Source organism: Gaetbulibacter sp. M235, from assembly GCF_043876835.1.
Taxonomy (GTDB): domain Bacteria; phylum Bacteroidota; class Bacteroidia; order Flavobacteriales; family Flavobacteriaceae; genus Yeosuana.
Genome location: NZ_JBAWJZ010000006.1, coordinates 207,322 through 229,652, shown reverse-complemented (window position 1 = coordinate 229,652; position 22,331 = coordinate 207,322). Strand labels below are relative to the sequence as shown.

The 22,331-nt window shown below is 32.5% G+C and carries 16 protein-coding genes and 3 tRNA genes; 7 read left to right on the top strand and 12 right to left on the bottom strand.

Annotated elements, in window-relative coordinates; genetic code table 11:
* Positions 1-5: 5 nt before the first annotated feature.
* From V8G69_RS11715 to V8G69_RS11675, 9 genes are all read right to left on the bottom strand, one after another.
* Positions 6-665 carry a response regulator gene (locus V8G69_RS11715; protein WP_394882128.1) on the bottom strand — a complete coding sequence of 220 codons (660 nt, stop codon included), beginning with the start codon at positions 663-665 and terminating at the stop codon, positions 6-8.
* A 34-nt stretch (positions 666-699) separates the two neighbouring features.
* The gene (locus tag V8G69_RS11710; RefSeq protein ID WP_394882127.1) at positions 700-2,532 is read right to left on the bottom strand and encodes an ATP-binding protein; all 1,833 of its coding nucleotides are present in this window, start codon (positions 2,530-2,532) and stop codon (positions 700-702) included.
* Positions 2,533-2,539: 7 nt separating this feature from the next.
* Positions 2,540-3,130, bottom strand: coding sequence for a DUF4202 domain-containing protein (locus tag V8G69_RS11705; protein WP_394882126.1), 591 nt, complete (start codon positions 3,128-3,130; stop codon positions 2,540-2,542).
* Between the two features lie 11 nt (positions 3,131-3,141).
* Positions 3,142-3,519 (bottom strand): nitrite reductase small subunit NirD, encoded by a 378-nt coding sequence (gene nirD, locus V8G69_RS11700; RefSeq protein WP_394882125.1) that lies wholly within the window; start codon positions 3,517-3,519, stop codon positions 3,142-3,144.
* A 232-nt stretch (positions 3,520-3,751) separates the two neighbouring features.
* Positions 3,752-6,268, bottom strand: coding sequence for a nitrite reductase large subunit NirB (nirB, locus tag V8G69_RS11695; RefSeq protein ID WP_394882124.1), 2,517 nt, complete (start codon positions 6,266-6,268; stop codon positions 3,752-3,754).
* Between the two features lie 332 nt (positions 6,269-6,600).
* Positions 6,601-6,674, bottom strand: a tRNA-Arg gene (locus V8G69_RS11690).
* A gap of 15 nt (positions 6,675-6,689) precedes the next feature.
* A tRNA-Pro gene (locus V8G69_RS11685) sits at positions 6,690-6,764 on the bottom strand.
* A 21-nt stretch (positions 6,765-6,785) separates the two neighbouring features.
* Positions 6,786-6,869 (bottom strand) — tRNA-Ser (locus V8G69_RS11680).
* A gap of 93 nt (positions 6,870-6,962) precedes the next feature.
* On the bottom strand, positions 6,963-9,011 hold the full coding sequence (locus V8G69_RS11675; RefSeq protein WP_394882123.1) for an HD family phosphohydrolase: 2,049 nt from the start codon (positions 9,009-9,011) through the stop codon (positions 6,963-6,965).
* Between the two features lie 126 nt (positions 9,012-9,137).
* Between V8G69_RS11675 and V8G69_RS11670 the strand changes: the two genes are divergently transcribed.
* Positions 9,138-10,316, top strand: coding sequence for an acetyl-CoA C-acyltransferase (locus V8G69_RS11670; protein ID WP_394882122.1), 1,179 nt, complete (start codon positions 9,138-9,140; stop codon positions 10,314-10,316).
* 10 nt (positions 10,317-10,326) lie between these two features.
* A complete protein-coding gene (locus tag V8G69_RS11665; protein WP_394882121.1) occupies positions 10,327-11,076 on the top strand; it encodes an NlpC/P60 family protein in 750 nt (249 codons plus the stop codon).
* A gap of 46 nt (positions 11,077-11,122) precedes the next feature.
* Here V8G69_RS11665 and V8G69_RS11660 read toward each other — a convergent pair whose 3' ends face one another.
* A complete protein-coding gene (locus V8G69_RS11660; protein WP_394882120.1) occupies positions 11,123-12,379 on the bottom strand; it encodes a tetratricopeptide repeat protein in 1,257 nt (418 codons plus the stop codon).
* 28 nt (positions 12,380-12,407) lie between these two features.
* The gene (gene gyrA / locus V8G69_RS11655; protein ID WP_394882119.1) at positions 12,408-14,972 is read right to left on the bottom strand and encodes a DNA gyrase subunit A; all 2,565 of its coding nucleotides are present in this window, start codon (positions 14,970-14,972) and stop codon (positions 12,408-12,410) included.
* A 262-nt stretch (positions 14,973-15,234) separates the two neighbouring features.
* Between gyrA and V8G69_RS11650 the strand changes: the two genes are divergently transcribed.
* The 5 genes from V8G69_RS11650 (at position 15,235) to V8G69_RS11630 (ending at position 20,945) form a co-directional block, all read left to right on the top strand.
* Positions 15,235-17,784, top strand: a complete 2,550-nt coding sequence (locus V8G69_RS11650; RefSeq protein ID WP_394882118.1) for an ATP-dependent Clp protease ATP-binding subunit — start codon at positions 15,235-15,237, stop codon at positions 17,782-17,784.
* A gap of 118 nt (positions 17,785-17,902) precedes the next feature.
* Positions 17,903-18,457: an RNA polymerase sigma factor gene (locus V8G69_RS11645; RefSeq protein WP_394882117.1), complete on the top strand. Its 555-nt coding sequence runs from the start codon at positions 17,903-17,905 to the stop codon at positions 18,455-18,457.
* A gap of 10 nt (positions 18,458-18,467) precedes the next feature.
* On the top strand, positions 18,468-19,031 hold the full coding sequence (locus V8G69_RS11640; protein WP_394882116.1) for a hypothetical protein: 564 nt from the start codon (positions 18,468-18,470) through the stop codon (positions 19,029-19,031).
* Positions 19,009-20,094, top strand: a complete 1,086-nt coding sequence (locus tag V8G69_RS11635; RefSeq protein ID WP_394882114.1) for a hypothetical protein — start codon at positions 19,009-19,011, stop codon at positions 20,092-20,094. The genes V8G69_RS11640 and V8G69_RS11635 overlap by 23 nt, the downstream gene beginning before the upstream one ends.
* Positions 20,095-20,210: 116 nt before the next feature.
* The gene (locus tag V8G69_RS11630) at positions 20,211-20,945 is read left to right on the top strand and encodes a head GIN domain-containing protein (protein ID WP_394882113.1); all 735 of its coding nucleotides are present in this window, start codon (positions 20,211-20,213) and stop codon (positions 20,943-20,945) included.
* A 45-nt stretch (positions 20,946-20,990) separates the two neighbouring features.
* On the opposite strand, the gene V8G69_RS11625 is transcribed toward V8G69_RS11630, so the two are convergent.
* Positions 20,991-22,289, bottom strand: coding sequence for an MFS transporter (locus V8G69_RS11625; protein ID WP_394882112.1), 1,299 nt, complete (start codon positions 22,287-22,289; stop codon positions 20,991-20,993).
* Between the last annotated feature and the right edge of the window lie 42 nt (positions 22,290-22,331).

The following is a 22,331-nucleotide window of genomic DNA, read 5'->3' as shown; positions in this document are numbered from 1 at the left end:
ACTATTTAAACCAACCGATACTCCTTTGCTTTATTACTTAATTCCATAAGATTTTTGACATCCAGCTTTTTCATAAGATTGAAACGATGTACTTCTGCTGTTCTTCTACTTATTTCCAATTCTTCAGCAATATCCTTATTGTTTTTTAATTGCAGGACAAGCTCAAGTATCTGCTTTTCCCTTTTGGTAAGATTGAATGGGTCTTCTACCGTTTCTTTATTTTGTGTGCTTTTTTTATTTCCATTCACAAAATTATTCATGATAATGGAAGATATATCCCCCGAAAAATACTTTCCACCAGAAGCAACTGTGTGTATTGCTTTTAAAAACTCCTCTTTACTGGCTCCTTTTAGCAAATACCCATCGGCACCAGCTTCAATGGACTGAACCACATACTCTTCGGAATCATGCATAGAAAGCACTAAAGTTTTAATGTCTTTGTGACTTTTGTTAATTTCCCTAACAACCTCAATACCATTCAACTCTGGCATTCTTATATCAACTATCAATAAATCTGGCTTATTTTTTTTAATGACTTCAATAGCTTCTTTGCCATTTGAAGCCTCATCTATCACCCTAATTCCTTCTTGGTCTTCTAAAAGCGCTTTAATGCCGTCTCTTACAAGCACATGATCATCTGCCAAAATAACATTTATAATATCCATTTTTATCAAATTATAAGTACAAAAATAATGATTTTTACGTAATACTACTTAACTTTTCAATGGGAATGTTTAACGTTACCCTTGTTCCTTTATTAGGTTCTGAGTTAAGGAAAAGCCTGCCATTAATATATTTTATACGCTCTTTCATAAAGGTCAAGCCCATACCTCCATCGCCATTTTTTTTATATTCAATTTTTTCTGGGTCAAATCCTTTTCCATTGTCGTCAATAACAACACTTAGCAATTTTTCACTACAGGAAAGTGTAACTATGATATGTGTGGAATCAGCATATTTTATCGCATTGTTTATGGCCTCTTGGGTAATTCTGTAAATATTGATTTCAGAAAGGGAATCCAATCTTTGGTTAAAATCGGTTTTATTATAAAACACAATGTTTTTACCTGTAAGCTTTGATAATTCATTGGTAAGCTTTGTTATGGCTGGAACAATACCATGATCGGTCAATTCTGGAGGTGTTAAATTAAAGGTAGCCATTCTAACACCTTTAATAATATTGGACGTTAACTCTTTTAGGTGTTCAATTTTTAAAACCGTTTTGTCTTTATCCTTGACATCTATACTTTCCAAATTATATTTAAGACCAGTCAACATTTGCCCAATACCATCATGAACATCTTTAGCTATTCGGTTCTGTTCATTTTCTTGGTTTTCAATTATCTTACTGGAAATGTTTTTTTGCTGGTTCATTTTCTCCTCAAAATTGGCTTTGGTGAGTCGTTCAATTTCCAGTTGCGCTTCTTTTCTTTTTGTAATATCAGAAGCTATAATCAATAATTCGGACTTATCATCAGTAGGGTTAAAAGGGATTATTGCCATTTCCAACCAAACCTCAACTTGGTCTTTCGTGGTTGCTTTTACCTCGCCTTGCCAACCCGTTTTTTTATACTTAGTAATTAAGCTTTCTATAAACAATTGATCGTTCTCATTGGCCGATAATACATCTGCAAAATTTGCAACGTTATTAAATTTATTGAACTTAAAAAGTCTTGAGAACTTATTTCCCATATGAACAATTGTTCCGCTGGAAGTAATACGCGCAAATAAAAGGGTTTCGTCCATGGCATTGCTCAACGCTCGCAACTCTTTAACAGACTTCTCTTTGGCCTCACTCAAGACATCCGCGTCAAACGCCATTTTTTTTGCTTTTCTTTCAGCTATTAATAACTCCTTAAGTGTGTTTTTTACGGTTTTAGCTGTTGGCCAAAAAATGAACAGGAATTCTACCAACAAAATAAGCAACGTAAAAGCCATGAGCAACAATTCCAGCCTACGCAACCAATTAACTTTTTCATTGGCCTCAGAATCATATTGATTCACAATTTGATCCATGGCCTTTAAAAATGACCCTTCGTTTTGTTTTACTTTTTCAATATCATCAAGAAAGGTTTCAACTGGAAGTGAGGGGACATTTTCAATTTTTTCAATAATAGCTTTTGAAGCTTTCTCAATAATATTAAAAGACGGGTTGATCTTATTAAACATATTGATAACCGCTATACTGTTATGACCTGGCAAACCAAGGCTGTCACTTCCATTTTGAAGGGCATGGTGTGACATTTCCCATAACTTAAGGGTTTGTTTAAGCTTGTCTTTAAGTTGAATTCTTTTTTCCAGGTCTTCTTCTGTAGAAAGCGACACGATTTCCTTGGTAAGTTTTTGGCTAAGCATCCTTTGTCTACCTGCCACATTGATAACCGTAGAATCTCCTTCTTGATCTTTGAGGTGTTTTCTAATAAGGATTTGGCTTATAATTACCGAAAGGGCAATAGTGCTCAATGCAATAATATATAAACGGCTTAATTTTTTAAATGTCCGTTGATCTAAAGAATTACCGTTTTTAGTCATTTTATATTTACTCTTTAGAAATAGCTTCTTTTATCAATGCTAAACTTTTATCTGAAAATTTAATTCTTAAAGCTTCTACATGTCCTTCTTCAGACATTTTTTTCCAAGTTTTTTGAAGGATATCAATAACCTTTTTATCCTCATGTTTGGCTGCAAATTCTTCAAAATAATAATCTAAAAAGACCAAACAAATAACATCTTCTATGGTTTGGCTTTCCTCGTTCTTTTTTATTAGTTTCTTATTGATTAAAAAAGAAACCCTATCAATAAATTCGTCATCATATCCCACGTCTTTTAAGATTTCCGCAGTTATTTCTGCATGCATTTTTTTTAGTGTTTCCCGCCATCTTAAATACCCCACTTTGTCCATGGGATATTCATCTCTGGCTATTTTCCAACGGCAAATGTGTTGTGCTCTTGATGCAATTTGAAGGGCCCTTGATGCATTTGGTTTAAACTGCAACAGTTTTTGGGACATTCGCTGGGAGTACAATAACTCCTTTGGAAAATCTAACCCGTGGCTGTGGTATGTGTTAATGTCTTCTGAATTCTTTTTGTCAATAAGCGCAATAGCTATTTCAAATTTTGTGGGTTCCATAATGTGTATAATTAATCTGCAAAGCCAATATACACATTTCCGTTTTCAATTTTAACAGGATACACCGCTATTTTTAAATCTTCTCCCGCCAAATTGGAACCATCTTCCAAAGAAAAGTTTTTTTTATGCATGGGGCAGGCCACTTTAGGAATGCCCGCTTTATCTCCAATCATCCCAAGGGATAAAACCATTTCCATTTTATGGGGACACAGATTTTGACATGCATACCACTTAGACATTCTAGTAAAATTATAAACCGCTATTTGCTTGGTTTTGTATTTTATACAAGCACCACTGTTTTCAGGAAAATCGCTTACCGTGCCAACTTCAAACCAAGTTTTAACATTGGCCTCATTTACAGTATCGTATTGATTTAAAATATCTTGCATATCTAAAATTTTATTTAATTCAATTCTTTATTGGGGCGTTCCCCTTCGGGTTGGGCTTTTCGCTACAAGTCCTCGCTCGTACCTCGCTGCGGGCTTTCCGCTTCAATCCCTAACGCAACCACTTCCTTTAATATTTACGTCATTGCGATGCAAATTTTTATTTGCTGCGGCAATCTCTTTTAGATTGAAGAGATTACTTCGTCGTCCCTTCTCGTAATGACTCACTAAACACCTACCAAGCCTTTGGCATTTTCATGTCGCGCATGGGCACAAACACCAAATTATCATCGGTATCATCTGAATTCACAAAATGCTTGAAACGTTTCTTCATTTTAGGATCTTCTATAGCTTGTTTCCACTCACACTCGTATTTATTAACAAGACCTTCCATCTCCTTTTCAAGTTCTTCCGCAATTCCCAAGGAATCTTCAATAACAACTTTCTTTAAATACTCAATACCACCTTCCAACTTTTCCAACCACGGTGCAGTTCTTACCAATGGCCCGGCAGTTCGCAAGTAATACATCAAAAACCGGTCTAAGTATTTAATGGCAGTTTTGTCATCCAATTGTTCTGCAAAAAGAACGGCATGTTTTGGCGTTGCTCCACCGTTTCCACAGACATACAAATTCCAGCCGCCATCAACGGCTATCAATCCAAAATCTTTTCCTCTGGCTTCGGCACATTCACGAATACACCCAGACACACCACCTTTTAATTTATGAGGTGAGCGTAAGCCTTTATATCTATTTTCAATTTCTATGGCAAACGTTACACTTTCATGCATACCGTAACGACACCAAGTAGAACCTACACAACTTTTAACGGTACGAAGTGATTTCCCGTAAGCATGTCCACTTTCAAATCCAGCGTCTATCAATTCTTTCCAAATAAGAGGTAATTCGTGCAATTGTGCACCGAACAAATCAATACGTTGCCCTCCCGTGATTTTTGTATATAAATCATATTTTTTGGCAACTTGACCTAACACAATCAACTTATCGGGTGTAATTTCCCCACCAGGAACTCGTGGCACTACAGAATAGGTCCCATTACGTTGAATGTTTGCCAAAAAGCGGTCGTTAGTATCTTGAATGGTATATTGTTTGTTTGCCGTTTCCATAGTGATCGTAGCAAAAATGGATGCCAATGCTGGTTTACAAACCTCACAACCATGACCTTCTCCAAATAAATTAAGCGCTTCTTCGTAATCTTTAACCTCATTGATTTTAATAAGATCATAAAGTTCCTGTCTATTAAAACTAAAATGCTCACAAAGAATTTCTTTAACTTCTTTTCCTAATGATTTAAGCGTTTCATTAACCAAATCTACCACCATAGGTTTACAGCCTCCACATCCTGTTGTTGCTTTGGTTTTGGCAACCACATCGGCCAAAGTATTACAACCGCCTTCAGTAATAGAACTGCAAATAGCGCCTTTGGAAATACTTTCACAAGAACAAACTTGGGCAGCATCCGGAATATCCATAACACTACCAAACGATGACCCGCCTTCTCCTCTAGCTCCAATAATCAATTCTTCGGCATCTTCAGGTATTGGTAATCCATTTAAATAGATTTGATGGAACATATTGTAATCAGAGGCATCACCTATCAGGATCCCTCCTAATAGTTTTTTTCCATCATGACTTATATTGATGCGCTTATATAGATTTTTGGTTTTGTTTTCATAAATGATGGAATATCCTTTTTCAACAGGCATAAACGGCTCACCATAACTGGCCACATCCACTCCAATCAACTTTAATTTGGTAGACATATCTATATCTTGCTCCATGACAACCTCTTTGTTTCCCAATATTTGATTGACTGCAACTTCAGCCATATCATACCCTGGCGCCACTAAGCCATAAATCATATTGTTCAACAAAGCCACTTCACCAATGGCATAAATTTCGGAATCCGATGTTTGCATTTTGTTATTCACAACAATACCTCCTCGTACCCCCATTTTTAAATTGCACGTTTTTCCTAATTCATCACGGGGTCTTATCCCTGCAGAAATGACCAGCATTTCCACATCTATCTTATCATATTCACCAAACTCCATACCCGTTATAGTATCTTCACCTAAAATTTTATCGGTCACTTTAGATAAATGCACATGAATACCCAATGATTCTATTTTTTCCTGAAGCACTTTACTACCTCTGGTATCCAATTGTCTTGGCATTAATTTGGGAGCAAACTCCACAACATGAGGTTCAAACCCCATATCTTTAACAGCTTTTGCCGCTTCCAACCCTAAAAGGCCACCACCTAAAACCGCAGCTTTAATAGTTTCTTTTCTTTCGCCTTTTATCTTATCAGCATAAGCCAACATGTCTTCTAAATCTTCAATTGTGCGATAGACAAACACCCCTTTCTTTTCTACCCCCACTATGTTAGGCACAAAAGGAGCTGAACCAGTTGCTAAAACCAAGTAGTCATACTTATAATGAAAGTCTTTGGTAGTGGTAACCTTTTTTGAAGCGCGATGGATATCGGTAATACGTTCATTTGTAACCAATTCAATACCGTTCTCTTCATACCAGGATCTTGGTGCCATTTCTAAAGCATTGGCATCTTGATTTTCGAAGAATTCACTTAAATGCACCCGATCGTAAGCGGGTCTTACCTCTTCCCCAAAAACAGTTATTTGAAATTTTTCTCTATTAGGTTTAGATATAAACTTCTCACAGAATTTATACCCTACCATACCATTACCTACAACTATTATTTTTTGCATAACTACGTAATTAAAAAAACAAATATAAGTATTATTACTTAATTTTTATTACGTAATTAAAGAAATTTATATGTTATGATATATTATTATCGATTTCTAAAATAGGAACAGTTTAAATTGATTAATAATCAAAATAGACATTCACAATTAAGCCGTATAAAAATAATAGCTCTATGTCTTTACTGTTTTGTTACATCCTATTTTTCAAAGGAAAACTCTCTTTTTGATGGTTATTAAAGCTACCTACCATGTATCAACTTAAAAAAAATCTATTTCAATAAATGAGAGAAGATAAAAACAAAAAAGCTTCACTATTTAAGTGAAGCTTTTTGTGATCGCGACAGGATTCGAACCTGTGACCGTCTGCTTAGAAGGCAGATGCTCTATCCAGCTGAGCTACGCGACCAGTAACTCTATAATGTCGGGGTGGCAGGATTCGAACCTGCGACCTCCTGCTCCCAAAGCAGGCGCGATAACCGGGCTACGCTACACCCCGAATTGATTATCATTTTATTTGCGGAGAGACAGGGACTCGAACCCTGGCGACAGTTACCCGTCGACAGATTAGCAATCTGCTCCATTACCACTCTGGCACCTCTCCTAATTTATAATGAACTTATGCAATAAAATTGCGGATGCAAATGTAATGTATCATCTTTAAGAACACAACTATTTAATTGATTTTTTAAAAAAATTATTCAGGGTATTCAATTCGCAAATGGTAAATATTTGCTAGCTTGTGTTTTAGCACTTTTTTTATTGATTGAATTTCTTTAAAAGTGATGTTTGCATTTAAGAATTGACCTTCATCTATTTGTTTATTTATGATATTTTCAACAAATGCATCAATTTTTGTTGACGTAGGTTCTTTCAAGCTTTTTGAAGCAGCTTCAACACTATCACACATCATTAAAATTGCTGTTTCTTTACTAAATGGTTTTGGTCCCGGGTAACTAAAGTCAGACTTATCTGCGCCTTGTTCAAGTTCCTTTTCTTTTATATAAAAATAATAAACCATAGAAGTTCCATGATGAGTTCTAATAAAATCAATAACTCTATCTGGTAAATTATATTTTTTAGCAATTTCAATTCCTGCAATTACATGTTCTATAATAATGCGGGCACTTTCTTTTGAAGATAACTCGTCGTGTGGATTAATACCTGTTGATTGGTTTTCAATAAAATATGTTGGGTTTTTCATCTTCCCAATATCATGGTACAAAGCACCAACTCTAATTAACATTGCATTGGCACCAACTTCATTTGCACAGGATTCTGCCAAATTAGCTACATTTAATGAGTGATGAAAAGTTCCTGGAGCTTTATTAGATAACTCTTTAAGTAACTTTGAGTTGGTGTCTGATAGTTCTAAAAGTGATACATCTGACACCAATCCAAATAGTTTTTCATATATATAAATAAGCGGTTGCACAAACAATGTTGCAAGTCCACACAAAATAAACCATATAAAAGTTTCCCATTTTATAGTATCTATACTACCTTCATGAATGACAAAAAAGGCAAAATACGCAATAATATATATTAAGGTAATTTGACCTACTGAAATAAACAAATTTGCTCGTTTATATAGCTCTGAAACCGTTAAAATAGTTACAATTCCCGCGATGATTTGAAGAAACATATACTCATAACTATTCGGAACAATAGAACCTAATAACAATACTGTTATTACATGAGCAAACATACCTAATCTTGCATCAAAAAAGGCTTTAAAAACTAATGGTAAAATACAAATGGGTACAACATAAATGTATTTAGAATTATAATTTACAACAAAGGTTGTAATAAAAACCATGAGTAAAATATTGAAGAAAATGAAGGTAACTTTTGTGTTGTTTTCAAACACATCAATCCTATATTTTCTTAGAAACAAAAGCAACATTAAAAGCGCTAGTGATACTAATAATGTGTAGGCAAAAAGTATCCAATTATAATTTGAAGCACTCCAAACCTGCGATTCGTATTCAGATTTTAAAGATTCTAAAATTTGATATTTATCCCCTTCAATAATTTCACCTTTAGAAATAATTAAAGTTTCCTTTTCAATACTTCCTCTTGAATAAGCAATTTTATCTAAATCTTCTTTTAATACTTTTTCTGTAAATGATTTATCATACGATAAATTAGGTTGGATTAAATCAAAAAATAAGGCAGTAAATTCTGTTTTGTAATCTCCCCGTTTCTGTTCAACCAAAACTTTATTGATTATTGATGAAACCTGTTCTTGATGAATTAAATTAGCATATTTCGTAGTGTGCTTTTCAATTCTATCTTCTAAAATGGCAACAGTTTTATTATCTGGAAAGTTGTAATTTTCACTTAAAACACCAAAAAAATACAATTCATCAATAATTTTTTCGCCTGTTTTAAACAAAATATTGCTTTCTAATCTAGGTAAAGAATCTGAAAAAGTATTTTTAAATTGATCTTTATATAAATTTTTAATTTCATTTTCAATTGAAACATCTACATTAAAAAAGAGCGTAGAATGCTCTGAAATTGTTTTCTTTTCAGCTTCAATTTCTTCATTTGACTTTTTAATGGCAAAATTAAAAGGTGCGTATAAGTTTTCTGATTGCCATGGTTTTCCCTTTTCAAAATTATATTTAAATTTTCCCGTTTTAGGGAACAAATACACTATTAAAAAAGTTGTACATATAAATAACAATCCCTTGTATATCAAAGAATGATTTCTATATAATTTGTTTATGAAGTCTGACATTATAATTATAAAGGTTTTCAAATGTAATAAAATATACGCTTTTTTGATTTTTTATAATACAGTAATCGTTCTAATTTCTACTAAAAATTGATTATTTTCGCCTCAAGCTAATTAAACGTTAAAAAAATGAGTAAAGAAGTGGTTATTGTATCAGCAGTAAGAACTCCAATTGGAAGCTTTTTAGGATCTTTATCAACTATACCAGCCTCTAAATTAGGTGCTACAGCTATTAAAGGTGCATTAAAAAAAATAAACTTAAATCCAGAACTTGTTCAAGAAGTTTTTATGGGTAATGTGGTTCAAGCCGGAGTTGGACAAGCACCTGCAAGACAAGCTGCTATTTATGCTGGAATACCAAATACTGTTCCCTGCACAACAATTAATAAGGTTTGTGCCTCTGGTATGAAATCTGTTATGCTAGCAGCTCAATCTATTGCAATGGGTGATGCTGATATTATTGTTGCTGGTGGGATGGAAAACATGAGTTTAATTCCTCATTATTTATATAGTAGAACTGGTACTAAATTTGGCCCAACTACATTAATTGATGGTTTGCAGAAAGATGGATTGGTTGATGCTTATGACCAAAATGCTATGGGAGTTTGTGCAGATGCTTGTGCAACTGAATACAATTTCTCAAGAGAAGACCAAGATGCCTTTGCTATTCAGTCATACAAACGCTCTGAAGCTGCTTGGAATTCAGGTAAATTCAATAACGAAATTGTTCCTGTAGAAGTTCCACAACGTCGGGGAGAACCAGTATTAGTTGGCAAAGATGAAGAATATACAAATGTTAATATTGATAAGATACCTGAACTTAGACCTGCATTTACAAAAGAAGGAACGGTTACAGCTGCAAATGCGTCTACTATAAATGATGGTGCTGCAGCATTGGTTTTAATGAGCAAGGATAAAGCCATTGAATTAGGTGTTAAGCCACTTGCAACCATAAAAGGATATGCAGATGCAGCTCATGAGCCAGAATGGTTTACAACAGCTCCTGCTAAAGCATTACCAAAAGCTTTAGAAAAAGCTGGGGTTGAAATAAGTGATGTAGATTATTTTGAATTTAATGAAGCGTTTTCTGTTGTTGGTTTAGCCAATATGAAAATTCTGGGTTTAAATGATAGTAATGTAAATGTAAACGGTGGCGCTGTATCACTTGGTCATCCGCTAGGTTGTTCTGGTGCAAGAATTATAGTAACATTATTAAACGTTTTAGAACAAAACAATGGTAAAATTGGTGCGGCAGCTATTTGTAATGGTGGTGGTGGAGCCTCAGCAATAGTTATTGAACGTAATTAATTTTTATTGAATGCAATACGGAATTTGTCATTTAAGCATTGTTCCTTTAAGATTTGAATCCTCTGATAAAAGTGAGTTGGTTTCTCAATTATTATATGGTGACTTTTTTAAAATTCTTGAAAGACAAAAAAAGTGGAGTAAAATTAGGCTTGCATTTGACTCTTATGAAGGCTGGATAGATAACAAACAATATAAAGAGATTGATGAAAATCAATATAAAGAGCTAAATAATTCAACACCAAAATTGGCAATTGATTTAGTTGAATTTATTGAAGATGAAAATCAACAATTGAAACCAATATTACTAGGTTCTTCATTAAATGGATTATCAATTTTAAATCATTATCACGATGGTAATATTATTGAAGGGAAAAACCCAAAAAGCAATATAATCCAAACAGCCTTTTTATATTTAAACTGTCCTCATCTTTGGGGCGGCAAAAGTCCTTTTGGTATTGACTGTTCAGGATTTACACAAATGGTTTATAAACTTAATGGATATAATCTTTTACGTGATGCTCATCAACAAGCAACACAAGGTGAAGCTTTAAGTTTTATTGAAGAAAGTGAACCTGGAGATTTGGCTTTTTTTGATAATAATGAAGGACAAATTGTTCATGTTGGCCTTATCATGCAAGATAATTACATTATTCATGTTCACGGAAAAGTTAGAATTGATCGTTTAGACCATTCAGGGATCTATAATGTTGATCTGAAAATGCATACCCATAAACTTAGGGTTATTAAAAAAGTGATATAAAAAAAGCCGCTAATCGCGGCTTTTTTTATATTTAAATATGATTTTATTAGTTTCCTGTAGCTTCAAGTACATCAACTTTTTCTTTCATTTCATTGTATTTGGCTGTTTCTCCTAAAACACTATAAATATTCATTAATGTTTTTGCAGCACTAACATTTTGATTATCTATTTTGAAAGCGTCAGTCAAGTAAGGTATGGCATCCTTATATATTTGTTGACGCATTTCTCTTAACTCATCATAACGTAAATCATCCTTTTTTGAAGTTCCTAATCCATTCATTTCCTCAATTAACGCTTGCTCTTTGTTTAAAATTAAAGCAGCCATATTTATATAAGCATTTACGTATTTTGGATCTAGTTCAATCGCTTTTTTATAGTATTCCATTGCTTCTTCTGGATGTTCAGATTCTGAAGCAATTACACCTAAATTATATTGTAATTCAGGATTCTTTGGGTCTTTAGTGGTTGCTAGTTGCAATAAGCTTTTAAACTCTTCAACATTTCCCATTTTATAGTAAACATTAGCTTCTGAAAGTAACAAATTAATATCATCTGGACTTTCTGCTCTAGCTTCTTTCATAGCCGTTAATGCATTATCGTTATCCTCTTTAGTAACATAAATAAGAGCAATATTTTTTATAATCTCAGCTTTTTTAGATTCAGATTTACGATCCTCTGGCTTAATGTGAGTTTTTGCCTTTACAGATAAATCACGCATTGATTTATTTTGAAAAAATTCTTCTTTTTGAGTTTCAACACTAGTAGCATAATATTGTTGTTCTATACCTGTATAGCCTAAATTTTTAAGTTCTTTATATAAACCTAAAGCTCTATCATAATCTTGAAGGTTAACAGCTGTAGCGGCCGCATAATATAGATAAACGGTATCTTTAGTAGAAACTCTATAAGCACGTTCAAAGTCATTTGAAGCTATTCCAAATTCATTTTTTTCATAAGCTGCATTTCCTTTTGTTAGAAAATTATTTATCATATCTTGCTTTAATTGAGCTGTTTCTTCTGGGTAACCTTCAGTTACATTTGATAAACTTTCTAAAGCTTTATCAATATCAACATTTGAACCAGCACCATTAGCATAAAGTGCTTGCGCATTAAGTAAATAATATTGAGATTTAGTTTTAGCATCTAAACCTGATAACATTGACTCTACTTGAGTTAAACCAGCCTTTGCTTCAGAATAATTATTGCTTTTAATAGCTTTTTCAACAGCCTTTAATTCTTTTTTCTGAGCAAACGAAAATGTGCTTATCAAAAATGCAAAAGCTATTATAACTTGATTTTTCATTTTAAATAATTTTAAATTTGTTAATGTATTAATTGTTATCTTCTGGGTTATTATCAAGAGTTGTGCCATCTGTCAACTCTTCTCTGTTTTCAATAGATTCAGCGGGGTTTTCACTTGTTTCCTCTACCTCATCGTCGGGCATTACTTTTGCAACTGCAGCAATAGAATCGCCATTTCTAAGATTTATTAATTTTACGCCTTGAGTTGCTCTTCCCATCAATCTTAAATCTTTAACTGACATACGAATTGCAATTCCAGATTTATTAATAATCATTAAATCATCATTGTCTGTCACACTTTTTATTGCAACTAAATTTCCGGTTTTATCAGTTATTGATATAGTTTTAACTCCTTTTCCTCCACGGTTTGTAATTCTATAAACTGGTTCACCATCTTCTGGATCATCTATGTAAGTACGTTTCCCATACCCGTTTTCAGAAACTACTAAAACAGATTCTTCTTGTGGATTTTCAATAGTAATCATTCCAATTACTTCATCAGTTGAGCTTGCTAGGGTAATACCTCTAACTCCTGAAGCACTTCTTCCCATTGGTCTCGTTTTTGCTTCTTCAAATCTGACTGCTTTACCAGATTTTAATGCTAGCATTACTTGACTTTCTCCCGTAGTTAATCTTGCTTCTAATAAAATATCATCTTCTTTAATGGTAATAGCATTGATACCATTAGTTCTCGGTCTTGAATATTGTTCTAATAAAGTCTTTTTAACTTGACCGTTTTTAGTTGCCATAATTACATAATGGCTGTTTATATAATCTTCGTCTTTTAAATCTTGAGTACATATAAACGCTTTAACAGTATCGTCTTGCTCTATGTTTATCAAATTTTGAATAGCTCTACCCTTTGAGGTTTTACTTCCTTCTGGAATTTCATAAACACGCATCCAGAAACATTTACCCTTTTGAGTAAAGAACAACATATATTGATGATTTGTTCCTACAAATAAATGCTCTAAAAAGTCTTCATTTCTTGTTGTTGACGCTTTTTGACCAACTCCACCTCTATTTTGAGTTTTATATTCAGAAAGTGAAGTGCGTTTTATATAACCTGCATGAGAAATAGTAATCACTACTTTTTCATCAGGAATCATGTCTTCGATACTAAAATCACCACCGGAATATTCTATAATTGAACGACGTTCGTCACCATATTTAGCTTTTACTTCGATAAGTTCTTGCTTAATGATTTCCATTCGACGTTCTTTTTTATCAAGAATATCTTTTAAGTCTTCAATGGTTTTCATTAACTCTTCATACTCACTTCTTAGTTTATCTTGTTCTAAACCTGTAAGTTGACGCAAACGCATTTCAACAATGGCTTTTGCCTGAATTTCAGATAATTCAAAACGTGCCATTAACTTTTCACGAGCCTCATCAGCATTTGATGATGCTCTAATTAATGCAATAACTTCATCTATATTATCTGAAGCTATGATTAAACCTTCTAAAATATGTGCTCTTTCTTGCGCTTTTCTTAATTCGTAAGTAGTTCTTCTAACAACAACCTCGTGTCTATGCTCAACAAAATAATGAATCATGTCTTTTAGATTCAATAATTGAGGACGACCTTTTACTAGTGCTATGTTATTTACACTAAATGAAGATTGTAGTTGAGTGAATTTGTATAATTTGTTTAAAACGATGTTTGGAATAGCATCACGTTTCAACACATAAACAATTCGCATTCCGTTTCTATCGGATTCATCACGTATGGTTGCAATGCCGTCAAGTTTTTTCTCATTTACCAAATCAGCAGTTTTCTTAATCATATCTGCCTTATTGACTTGATAAGGTATTTCAGTAACAATAATACATTCACGACCATTCACTTCTTCAATATTGGCTTTACCACGCATAATAATACGTCCTCGACCAGTTTTAAAAGCTTCTTTTACACCATCGTAACCATAAATAGTTCCACCAGTTGGAAAATCTGGTGCTTTTACATGCTTTATTAATTCGTCTATTTCAATATCATTATTATCAACATAAGCTACAATACCATCAACCACTTCTGATAGATTATGAGGAGGCATATTGGTTGCCATACCAACAGCAATACCTGATGCACCATTTACTAAAAGTCCAGGAATACGAGTTGGTAAAACGGTTGGTTCATTTAAAGTATCATCAAAATTTAATTGGTGGTCTACAGTTTCTTTGTCAATATCGGCCAACATGTCTTCAGATATTTTACGCATACGCGCTTCTGTATAACGCATTGCCGCTGGACTATCTCCATCTACAGATCCAAAGTTACCTTGCCCATCAACAAGCATATATCTTAAACTCCATTCTTGAGCCATACGAACCATGGCATCATAAACAGATGTATCTCCATGTGGATGGTATTTACCCAAAACTTCACCTACTATTCTTGCTGATTTTTTGTGTGCTGTATTAGCTCTAACACCTAATTCATACATTCCAAAAAGAACACGTCTATGAACTGGCTTTAAACCATCTCTTACATCAGGTAAAGCACGTGACACAATGACTGACATTGAATAATCAATGTAAGCCGATTTCATTTCATCTTCTATGTTAATTGGAATAAGTTTTTCTCCTTCAGCCATATATAATTAATTAGTTATTTTTTTGAATATTTCAAACGTGCTAAGATAATTATTTCGTGAGTAATGACAGGACTTTTAAGCTAGTTTTTTAGTGTTTTTTTATTAACAATTTACATAATAATTTTCGTTGATAAATATGCCCTCATTTATTTTGATTTTATAAAGTTTTTTTTGTCTATTAGCAACTTACAGACAATTTAAGGTATAGTTTTTGTCTTTACTAAATTGTTTTATTACTTTTAATGCAGAAAGGAACTTAATTATGGACGATAATTTTTCACCTAGAGTAAAAGATGTAATTGCTTATAGCAAGGAAGAAGCATTGCGCTTAGGCCATGATTTTATTGGTACTGAACACTTAATGCTTGGTCTTTTACGTGATGGAAATGGGAAAGCTATTGATATTTTAAATGCCTTGGAAATAGATTTAAATCATTTAAGGAGAAAAGTTGAAATATTAAGTCCTGCCAACCCAAGTACATCAGTAACTTCAAATCAAAAAAAGAATTTACATCTAACAAGACAAGCAGAACGTGCTTTAAAAACAACATTTTTAGAAGCAAAATTATTTCAAAGTACATCAATAAATACTGCTCATTTATTATTGTGTATTTTAAGAAATGAAAATGACCCTACTACCAAGCTTTTAAATAAGCTAAAAGTTGATTATGACAACGTAAAAGAACAATTTAAATTTATGATTACTAACGATAATAACTATATAGAACCCAAGTCCGAATCATTTCAAGATGACGATTCAAGTCATGATGATGATACAACAAAAGATAATCTTTTTAATGCTCCTGCAAACAAAACCAATAAAAAATCTAAAACTCCTGTTTTAGATAATTTTGGTAGAGATTTAACAGTTTTGGCTGAAGAAGGCAAACTTGACCCAGTTGTAGGTCGTGAAAAAGAAATTCAACGAGTATCACAAATTTTAAGCAGACGTAAAAAGAACAATCCGCTGTTAATTGGTGAACCAGGTGTTGGTAAATCTGCCATCGCTGAAGGGTTAGCACTCAGAATTATTAAAAGAAAAGTATCCAGAATTCTTTTTAATAAGCGTGTAGTTACTTTAGATTTAGCAAGTTTGGTTGCTGGCACAAAATACCGTGGGCAGTTTGAAGAACGCATGAAAGCTGTTATGAATGAACTTGAAAAAAATGATGATGTTATATTATTCATTGACGAAATTCATACCATTGTAGGTGCTGGTGGAGCAACAGGAAGCTTAGACGCTTCAAACATGTTTAAACCAGCTTTAGCACGTGGTGAAATTCAATGTATAGGAGCTACAACCCTTGATGAGTACAGACAATACATTGAAAAAGATGGAGCTTTAGAGCGTCGTTTCCAAAAAGTAATTGTAGAGCCAACTACTGTTGAAGAAACTATTGAAATCCTTAACAACATTAAGGCAAAATACGAAGACCACCATAATGTTGATTATACACCAGAAGCTATTGAAGCATGTGTAAAATTAACAAATCGCTATATGACAGAACGCTTTTTACCAGACAAAGCAATTGATGCTTTAGATGAAGCAGGTTCTCGTGTGCACATCACTAATATTGAAGTTCCAAAACAAATTCTAGAGTTAGAAAAACAACTGGAAGAAGTTAAGGAAATTAAAAATTTAGTTGTTAAAAAGCAAAAGTATGAAGAAGCGGCCAAGTTAAGAGATGATGAAAAGCGCATTGAAAAAGAACTTCAAACTGCTCAAGATAAATGGGAAGAAGACACTAAGCAACATCGTGAAATTGTAACCGAAGACAATGTTGCAGATGTGGTTTCTATGATGACTGGCATTCCTGTAAATAGAATTGCTCAAACAGAAATCAATAAACTTGCAGAGTTACCAAAACTTATCAAAGGAAAAGTAATTGGTCAGGATGAAGCCGTTGCAAAGGTTGTAAAAGCAATTCAACGTAACAGAGCTGGATTAAAAGACCCAAACAAACCCATTGGCTCCTTTATATTTTTAGGACAAACAGGAGTTGGTAAAACACAATTAGCAAAAGTATTATCAAGAGAACTTTTTGATAGTGAAGATGCTCTTGTTAGAATTGATATGAGCGAATACATGGAAAAATTCGCTATCTCAAGATTAGTAGGTGCACCTCCAGGATATGTGGGTTATGAAGAAGGTGGTCAACTTACCGAAAAAGTAAGACGCAAACCATATGCAGTTATCCTACTTGATGAAATTGAAAAAGCGCATCCAGACGTATTTAACATGTTGCTTCAAGTACTTGACGATGGTTATTTAACCGATAGTTTAGGAAGGAAAATTGATTTTAGAAACACTATTATCATTATGACATCAAATATTGGTGCTCGAAAACTTAAAGATTTTGGTACAGGTATTGGTTTTGGAACTGCATCTCAAAAAGCGCAAGAAGATGAAAACACTAAAGGCATTATTGAAAATGCACTAAAAAAATCGTTCGCTCCAGAGTTTTTAAACAGAATTGATGATGTTGTTATGTTTAATAATCTAGAAAAAGAAGATATAAACAAAATCATTGATATTGAACTTGAAAAACTTCTTTTAAGAATTAAAGATTTAGGTTATAATTTAAAATTAAGTAAAAAAGCTAAAGATTATATAGCCGATAAAGGTTTTGACAAACAATATGGTGCTAGACCATTAAAACGAGCTATTCAGAAATATATTGAAGACGCTTTAGCTGAAGAGATTATAACTTCACACGTTCAAAATGGTGATAATATAATTATTGATTTAGATGAAGCCTCTCAAGAGCTTAATATTAAAATTGAAAAAGCTGAAAAGCCCGCTGAATCTTAATAATTAAAAGTCTCAAAATATTTTGAATTCCTACATTAAAATTAATGTGGGAATTTTTTTTTCAAAAAAGTGTAACAAATTTATGTTTTGATAATCTTTATAGTAACAATTTGATTTAATGTCGCTAACCAAGCTAAATATTGAACATCTTATAGAATTATGTATGTCAGGCAACCAATCGGCGCAATTGGAAGTCTACAACAGGTATTACAAAACTATGTACAACACCTCTTTAAGAATAGTTAAAGATAGTTTTGAGGCGGAAGACATTATGCAGGACTCCTTTTTGTTGGCGTTCACAAAATTGGATAGTCTTAAAGATGCCAAAACATTTGGTCCTTGGTTAAAACGAATTGTAATTAATAAAAGTATTTATCATTACAAGAAAAACAGTAAATACAATAACGTTCCTATTGATGATGTGCTTTATAAAGTTGAAGATCCCTCTGAAGGTTTTGATAACTCAGAATTAACAAGTTTAAAAGCTAAACAGGTTTTAGAAACTATAAAAACGCTAAAAGAAAACTATCAAATCTGTTTAACACTCCATCTTATTGAAGGATATGATTATGAAGAAATTTGCGACATTTTAAATCTGTCAAGTGCTAATTGCAGAACGATGATATCTCGTGCTAAAGATAGTTTAAGACAAAAGTTAGAATTAGTATTTTAAAAAAAGACGTATGAAAAAAGATAATATTGATAATTTATTTGAAGAATTGCGTTCAGAATTTGATTTTGAAAATCCAAGTCTTGGGCATCAAGAACGATTTTTATCAAAATTAAAAAATCAAAATTCTGAAACTGTTCAAAAAGCATCTAGCCAATCAAATTTTTGGAAACCTTTCCTAAGTATTGCAGCTTCTTTACTAATCTGGTTTAGTATTATCACTTTATTAAAACCTAGTGGAGAAATTAAAGATTTAGCAAGTGTTTCTCCAGAAATGACACAAACTCAAAACTTCTTTACTTCTGCAATTTCAGAAGAATTAGCAAAGCTTAATATTGAACGAACTCCTGAAACAGAAGTACTTATTAATGATGCATTAAAACAAATGAAAATTCTTGAAAAAGAATATGAATCTCTTAAAATTGACCTAACCGAAAGTGGCGATGATAAGCGTGTAATTTATGCAATGATTACAAACTTTCAAACAAGAATAAACATCTTAAAAAATGTATTAGAAACTATTGAAAATGTTAAACAACTTAAACAAAATAACAATGAAAACTCCATTACTATATAAAACAGCTTTAATACTGTTTTTATTACCAGCTATTATTTTTGCCAGCGACATTTCAAAGGGAAAATATAATAAAGAAAAAACAATTAAAAAGGAATATACTGTAAGCAGCAATGCCCTTTTAAAAATTGATAACAGCTACGGAAATTTAAATATTATGACCTATAGTGGAAACAAAATAACCATTGAAGTTAACATAAAAGTTAGTGGGAATGATGAAGAAAAAGTGCAAAAAAAGTTAGATGATATTAATGTTAATTTCAATGCTAGTTCAAACTTAGTTGATGCAAAAACAGTTTTTAATAATGACAAAAAATCTTGGTGGAATTGGGGCGGAAACAATAACATAAATATGGAAATAAATTATATCGTAAAACTTCCAATTACTAATAGTGTAGACTTAAACAATGATTATGGAAACATAAACCTGGATAAGCTTGAAGGAAAAGCTACCATAAACTGTGATTATGGAAAAATAACCACCAAAGAGCTTATGGCAGAAAACAATATGTTATCATTCGATTATACAAATGACTGTTATTTTGAATACATAAATAGTGGAAAAATTAATGCTGATTATAGTGGTTTCACAGTATCAAAAACGAAAAAATTGGATATCAATGCAGATTACACTTCATCAACTATTGAAGTAGCTGAAGATGTTAATTATAACTGCGACTATGGTTCAATAAATATTAAGAAACTTAATAATGTTAATGGTAATGGTGATTATTTAACCACCCGTTTGGGAGAAGTTTATAAAAACGTAACTATAAAAGGCGATTACGGTTCTCTTAAAATCAATCAAATGACTGCCAACGCAGGAAACATAACTATACAGTCTGACTATTTAGGTATTACCATTGGGTATCATCCAGATTATAATTTCAAATTCGATATCAGTACAGAATATAGTTCTTTAAAAAGCACGGATGGTTTTGAATTTTCTAAAAAAAATACTACCACAAGTAATAATTATTACTCAGGCTATTATGGCAATAGTAGTTCATCCAACTTAGTTAAAATTAACTCTGATTACGGAAATGTAACCTTTAATAAAAATTAATCATCAATCCATAAATTCAATTATATGAAATCGCCATTTAAACAAGTTTGTTGCAAACAAACACCAATGAATATAAGCGATACCATATGACAATTAAAAACAAATAAGTATCACATATGAAAGTGTCAATCAAAAAACAAACAGTAATCATAATAGCATCCATACTTTTTGTTACAACATCTTATGCCCAATGGGGCAAATCGATAAAAGGAAATGGCAACATAACTACAGTTACAAGAACCACATCAGATTATGATGGCATACAATGTGCTGGTCCTTTTGATTATATTCTTGTAAGTGGTGCAGAAGGAAACATTAAAATTGAAGGAGAAGAAAATCTGTTAGAATACATTATAACAGAAGTTAAAAACAATAACTTAATTGTAAAAGTAAAAAATAATGTCAACTTAAAAACCAGCATGAAAAAGGGCATAAAAATAACTATCCCTTTTAAAGATATTACTAATATATCCTTAACAGGTTCTGGAGATTTGCGGAATGAAGACTTGATAACTTCTGATAATTTAGAAATCCAATTAACAGGTTCTGGGGACATCAAATTAAAATCAGACACAAATTATATAAAAAATTCCATTACAGGTTCTGGTGATATTACATTAAATGGGAATACCAATAATTTAAACGCAGAAATATCGGGCTCTGGCGATATACATGGTTTTGAATTAATATCAAAAAACACAGAAGTATCTATTACTGGATCAGGAGATGCAAAAGTGTTTTGTTCAGAAAATTTTAAAGCTAAAGTTTCTGGTTCTGGCGATATCACTTACAAAGGAAATCCTAAGAAAGAGGATACAAAAGTTTCAGGTTCTGGAAGTATAAAACAATAAACTACAACCAAACAAAAGAGGCATTTTTTAAGTGCCTCTTTTGTTTTAAATTGTTTGTTCTTTTGGTACTCTGAACAATAAAATAATGCCACCTAAAAAAAACAAAACCAAAAATAGAATACCATTTCGCATAGTGCCGGTGATTTGGTCTATTAATGCAAAAATGACCATTCCAATAACGATTCCTATTTTTTCGGCAACATCATAAAAACTAAAATAAGATGTAGTATCTTCTGTTTCTGGCAAAAATTTTGAATACGTTGATCTTGCCAATGATTGAATTCCTCCCATAACTAAACCAACCAAAGAAGCTGCAATGTAAAACTGTATAGGTGTAATCATAAAATAAGCGTAGAAACACATAAACATCCAAACAAAATTTACAGCAATCAATGTTTTAATGTTTCCAAATTTTTCTGATGCCCTTGAAGTTAAAACGGCTCCAACAATAGCAACCAATTGTATAACTAAAATACTTATAATCAAACCAGTTGTTTTTTCACTATTACTAGACCAGGCAATTTCTTCTTCACCAAAATATACTGCTACTAACATGATGGTTTGAACTGCCATGCTGAACACAAAAAAAGCATATAAAAACCTTTTCAATCTTAAGTTTTTCTTTAGCTGTTTCCAAACTTGTCTTAATTCTCTAATTCCATTAAAAACAACATCTTTGGTTACTTTATGTCCTGCTGATGTTCCTTTAGGTAAAAAATAAAAGGAATATTGACTAAATAATATCCACCATATACCAACAGTTATAAATGAATACCGCATCATTTTCATTTTAGATTCTCCATCATCCTGACTCATAACCATTACCAAATTGATAATAAGCAAAATAACACTTCCTATATAACCTAAAGAAAACCCTTTGGCACTAACACTATCTTGCTGTTCAGGAAAAGCTATATCTGGCAAGTAAGAATTATAAAAAACCAAACTTCCCCAATAGCCTATTAATCCCATGAAATAAAATAAAATGCTAATGTAAATATGATTTAAATCAAACCAATACAATCCAATACAACCTGCTCCTCCTAGATAACAGAAAAATTTCATGAAATTCTTTTTATTACCAACATAGTCTGCAATACCTGAAAGAATTGGAGATGTAAAAGTTACCACCAAAAATGTAAAAGCTGTTACAAAAGTTATTAATGCTGTACTCTTAAAATTAAATCCAAAAGCACTAACAACTTTTATTTCGCTTAAAAAAAGAGCTGAATAAAAAATCGGAAAAATTGATGATGCAATTGTTAAAGTATAAACTGAGTTAGCCCAATCGTAAAATGCCCAAGCATTAAGGAGTTTTTTACTACCCTTTTCTAATCTACTCATAATAAAAAAAAGCTGCTTTTATTCAGCAGCTTCTAAAGTAAA

Excerpts from the sequence above, each read along its gene's own strand:
- nirD (WP_394882125.1), bottom strand. The coding sequence starts at position 3,519 with ATGCAAGATATTTTAAATCAATACGATACTGTAAATGAGGCCAATGTT.
- V8G69_RS11640 (WP_394882116.1), top strand. The coding sequence starts at position 18,468 with ATGAAAAAAGATAATATTGATAATTTATTTGAAGAATTGCGTTCAGAA.
- V8G69_RS11665 (WP_394882121.1), top strand. The coding sequence starts at position 10,327 with ATGCAATACGGAATTTGTCATTTAAGCATTGTTCCTTTAAGATTTGAA.
- gyrA (WP_394882119.1), bottom strand. The coding sequence starts at position 14,972 with ATGGCTGAAGGAGAAAAACTTATTCCAATTAACATAGAAGATGAAATG.
- V8G69_RS11710 (WP_394882127.1), bottom strand. The coding sequence starts at position 2,532 with ATGACTAAAAACGGTAATTCTTTAGATCAACGGACATTTAAAAAATTA.
- V8G69_RS11670 (WP_394882122.1), top strand. The coding sequence starts at position 9,138 with ATGAGTAAAGAAGTGGTTATTGTATCAGCAGTAAGAACTCCAATTGGA.
- V8G69_RS11645 (WP_394882117.1), top strand. The coding sequence starts at position 17,903 with ATGTCGCTAACCAAGCTAAATATTGAACATCTTATAGAATTATGTATG.
- V8G69_RS11635 (WP_394882114.1), top strand. The coding sequence starts at position 19,009 with ATGAAAACTCCATTACTATATAAAACAGCTTTAATACTGTTTTTATTA.
- V8G69_RS11630 (WP_394882113.1), top strand. The coding sequence starts at position 20,211 with ATGAAAGTGTCAATCAAAAAACAAACAGTAATCATAATAGCATCCATA.
- V8G69_RS11715 (WP_394882128.1), bottom strand. The coding sequence starts at position 665 with ATGGATATTATAAATGTTATTTTGGCAGATGATCATGTGCTTGTAAGA.
- nirB (WP_394882124.1), bottom strand. The coding sequence starts at position 6,268 with ATGCAAAAAATAATAGTTGTAGGTAATGGTATGGTAGGGTATAAATTC.
- V8G69_RS11650 (WP_394882118.1), top strand. The coding sequence starts at position 15,235 with ATGGACGATAATTTTTCACCTAGAGTAAAAGATGTAATTGCTTATAGC.
- V8G69_RS11625 (WP_394882112.1), bottom strand. The coding sequence starts at position 22,289 with ATGAGTAGATTAGAAAAGGGTAGTAAAAAACTCCTTAATGCTTGGGCA.
- V8G69_RS11705 (WP_394882126.1), bottom strand. The coding sequence starts at position 3,130 with ATGGAACCCACAAAATTTGAAATAGCTATTGCGCTTATTGACAAAAAG.
- V8G69_RS11660 (WP_394882120.1), bottom strand. The coding sequence starts at position 12,379 with ATGAAAAATCAAGTTATAATAGCTTTTGCATTTTTGATAAGCACATTT.
- V8G69_RS11675 (WP_394882123.1), bottom strand. The coding sequence starts at position 9,011 with ATGTCAGACTTCATAAACAAATTATATAGAAATCATTCTTTGATATAC.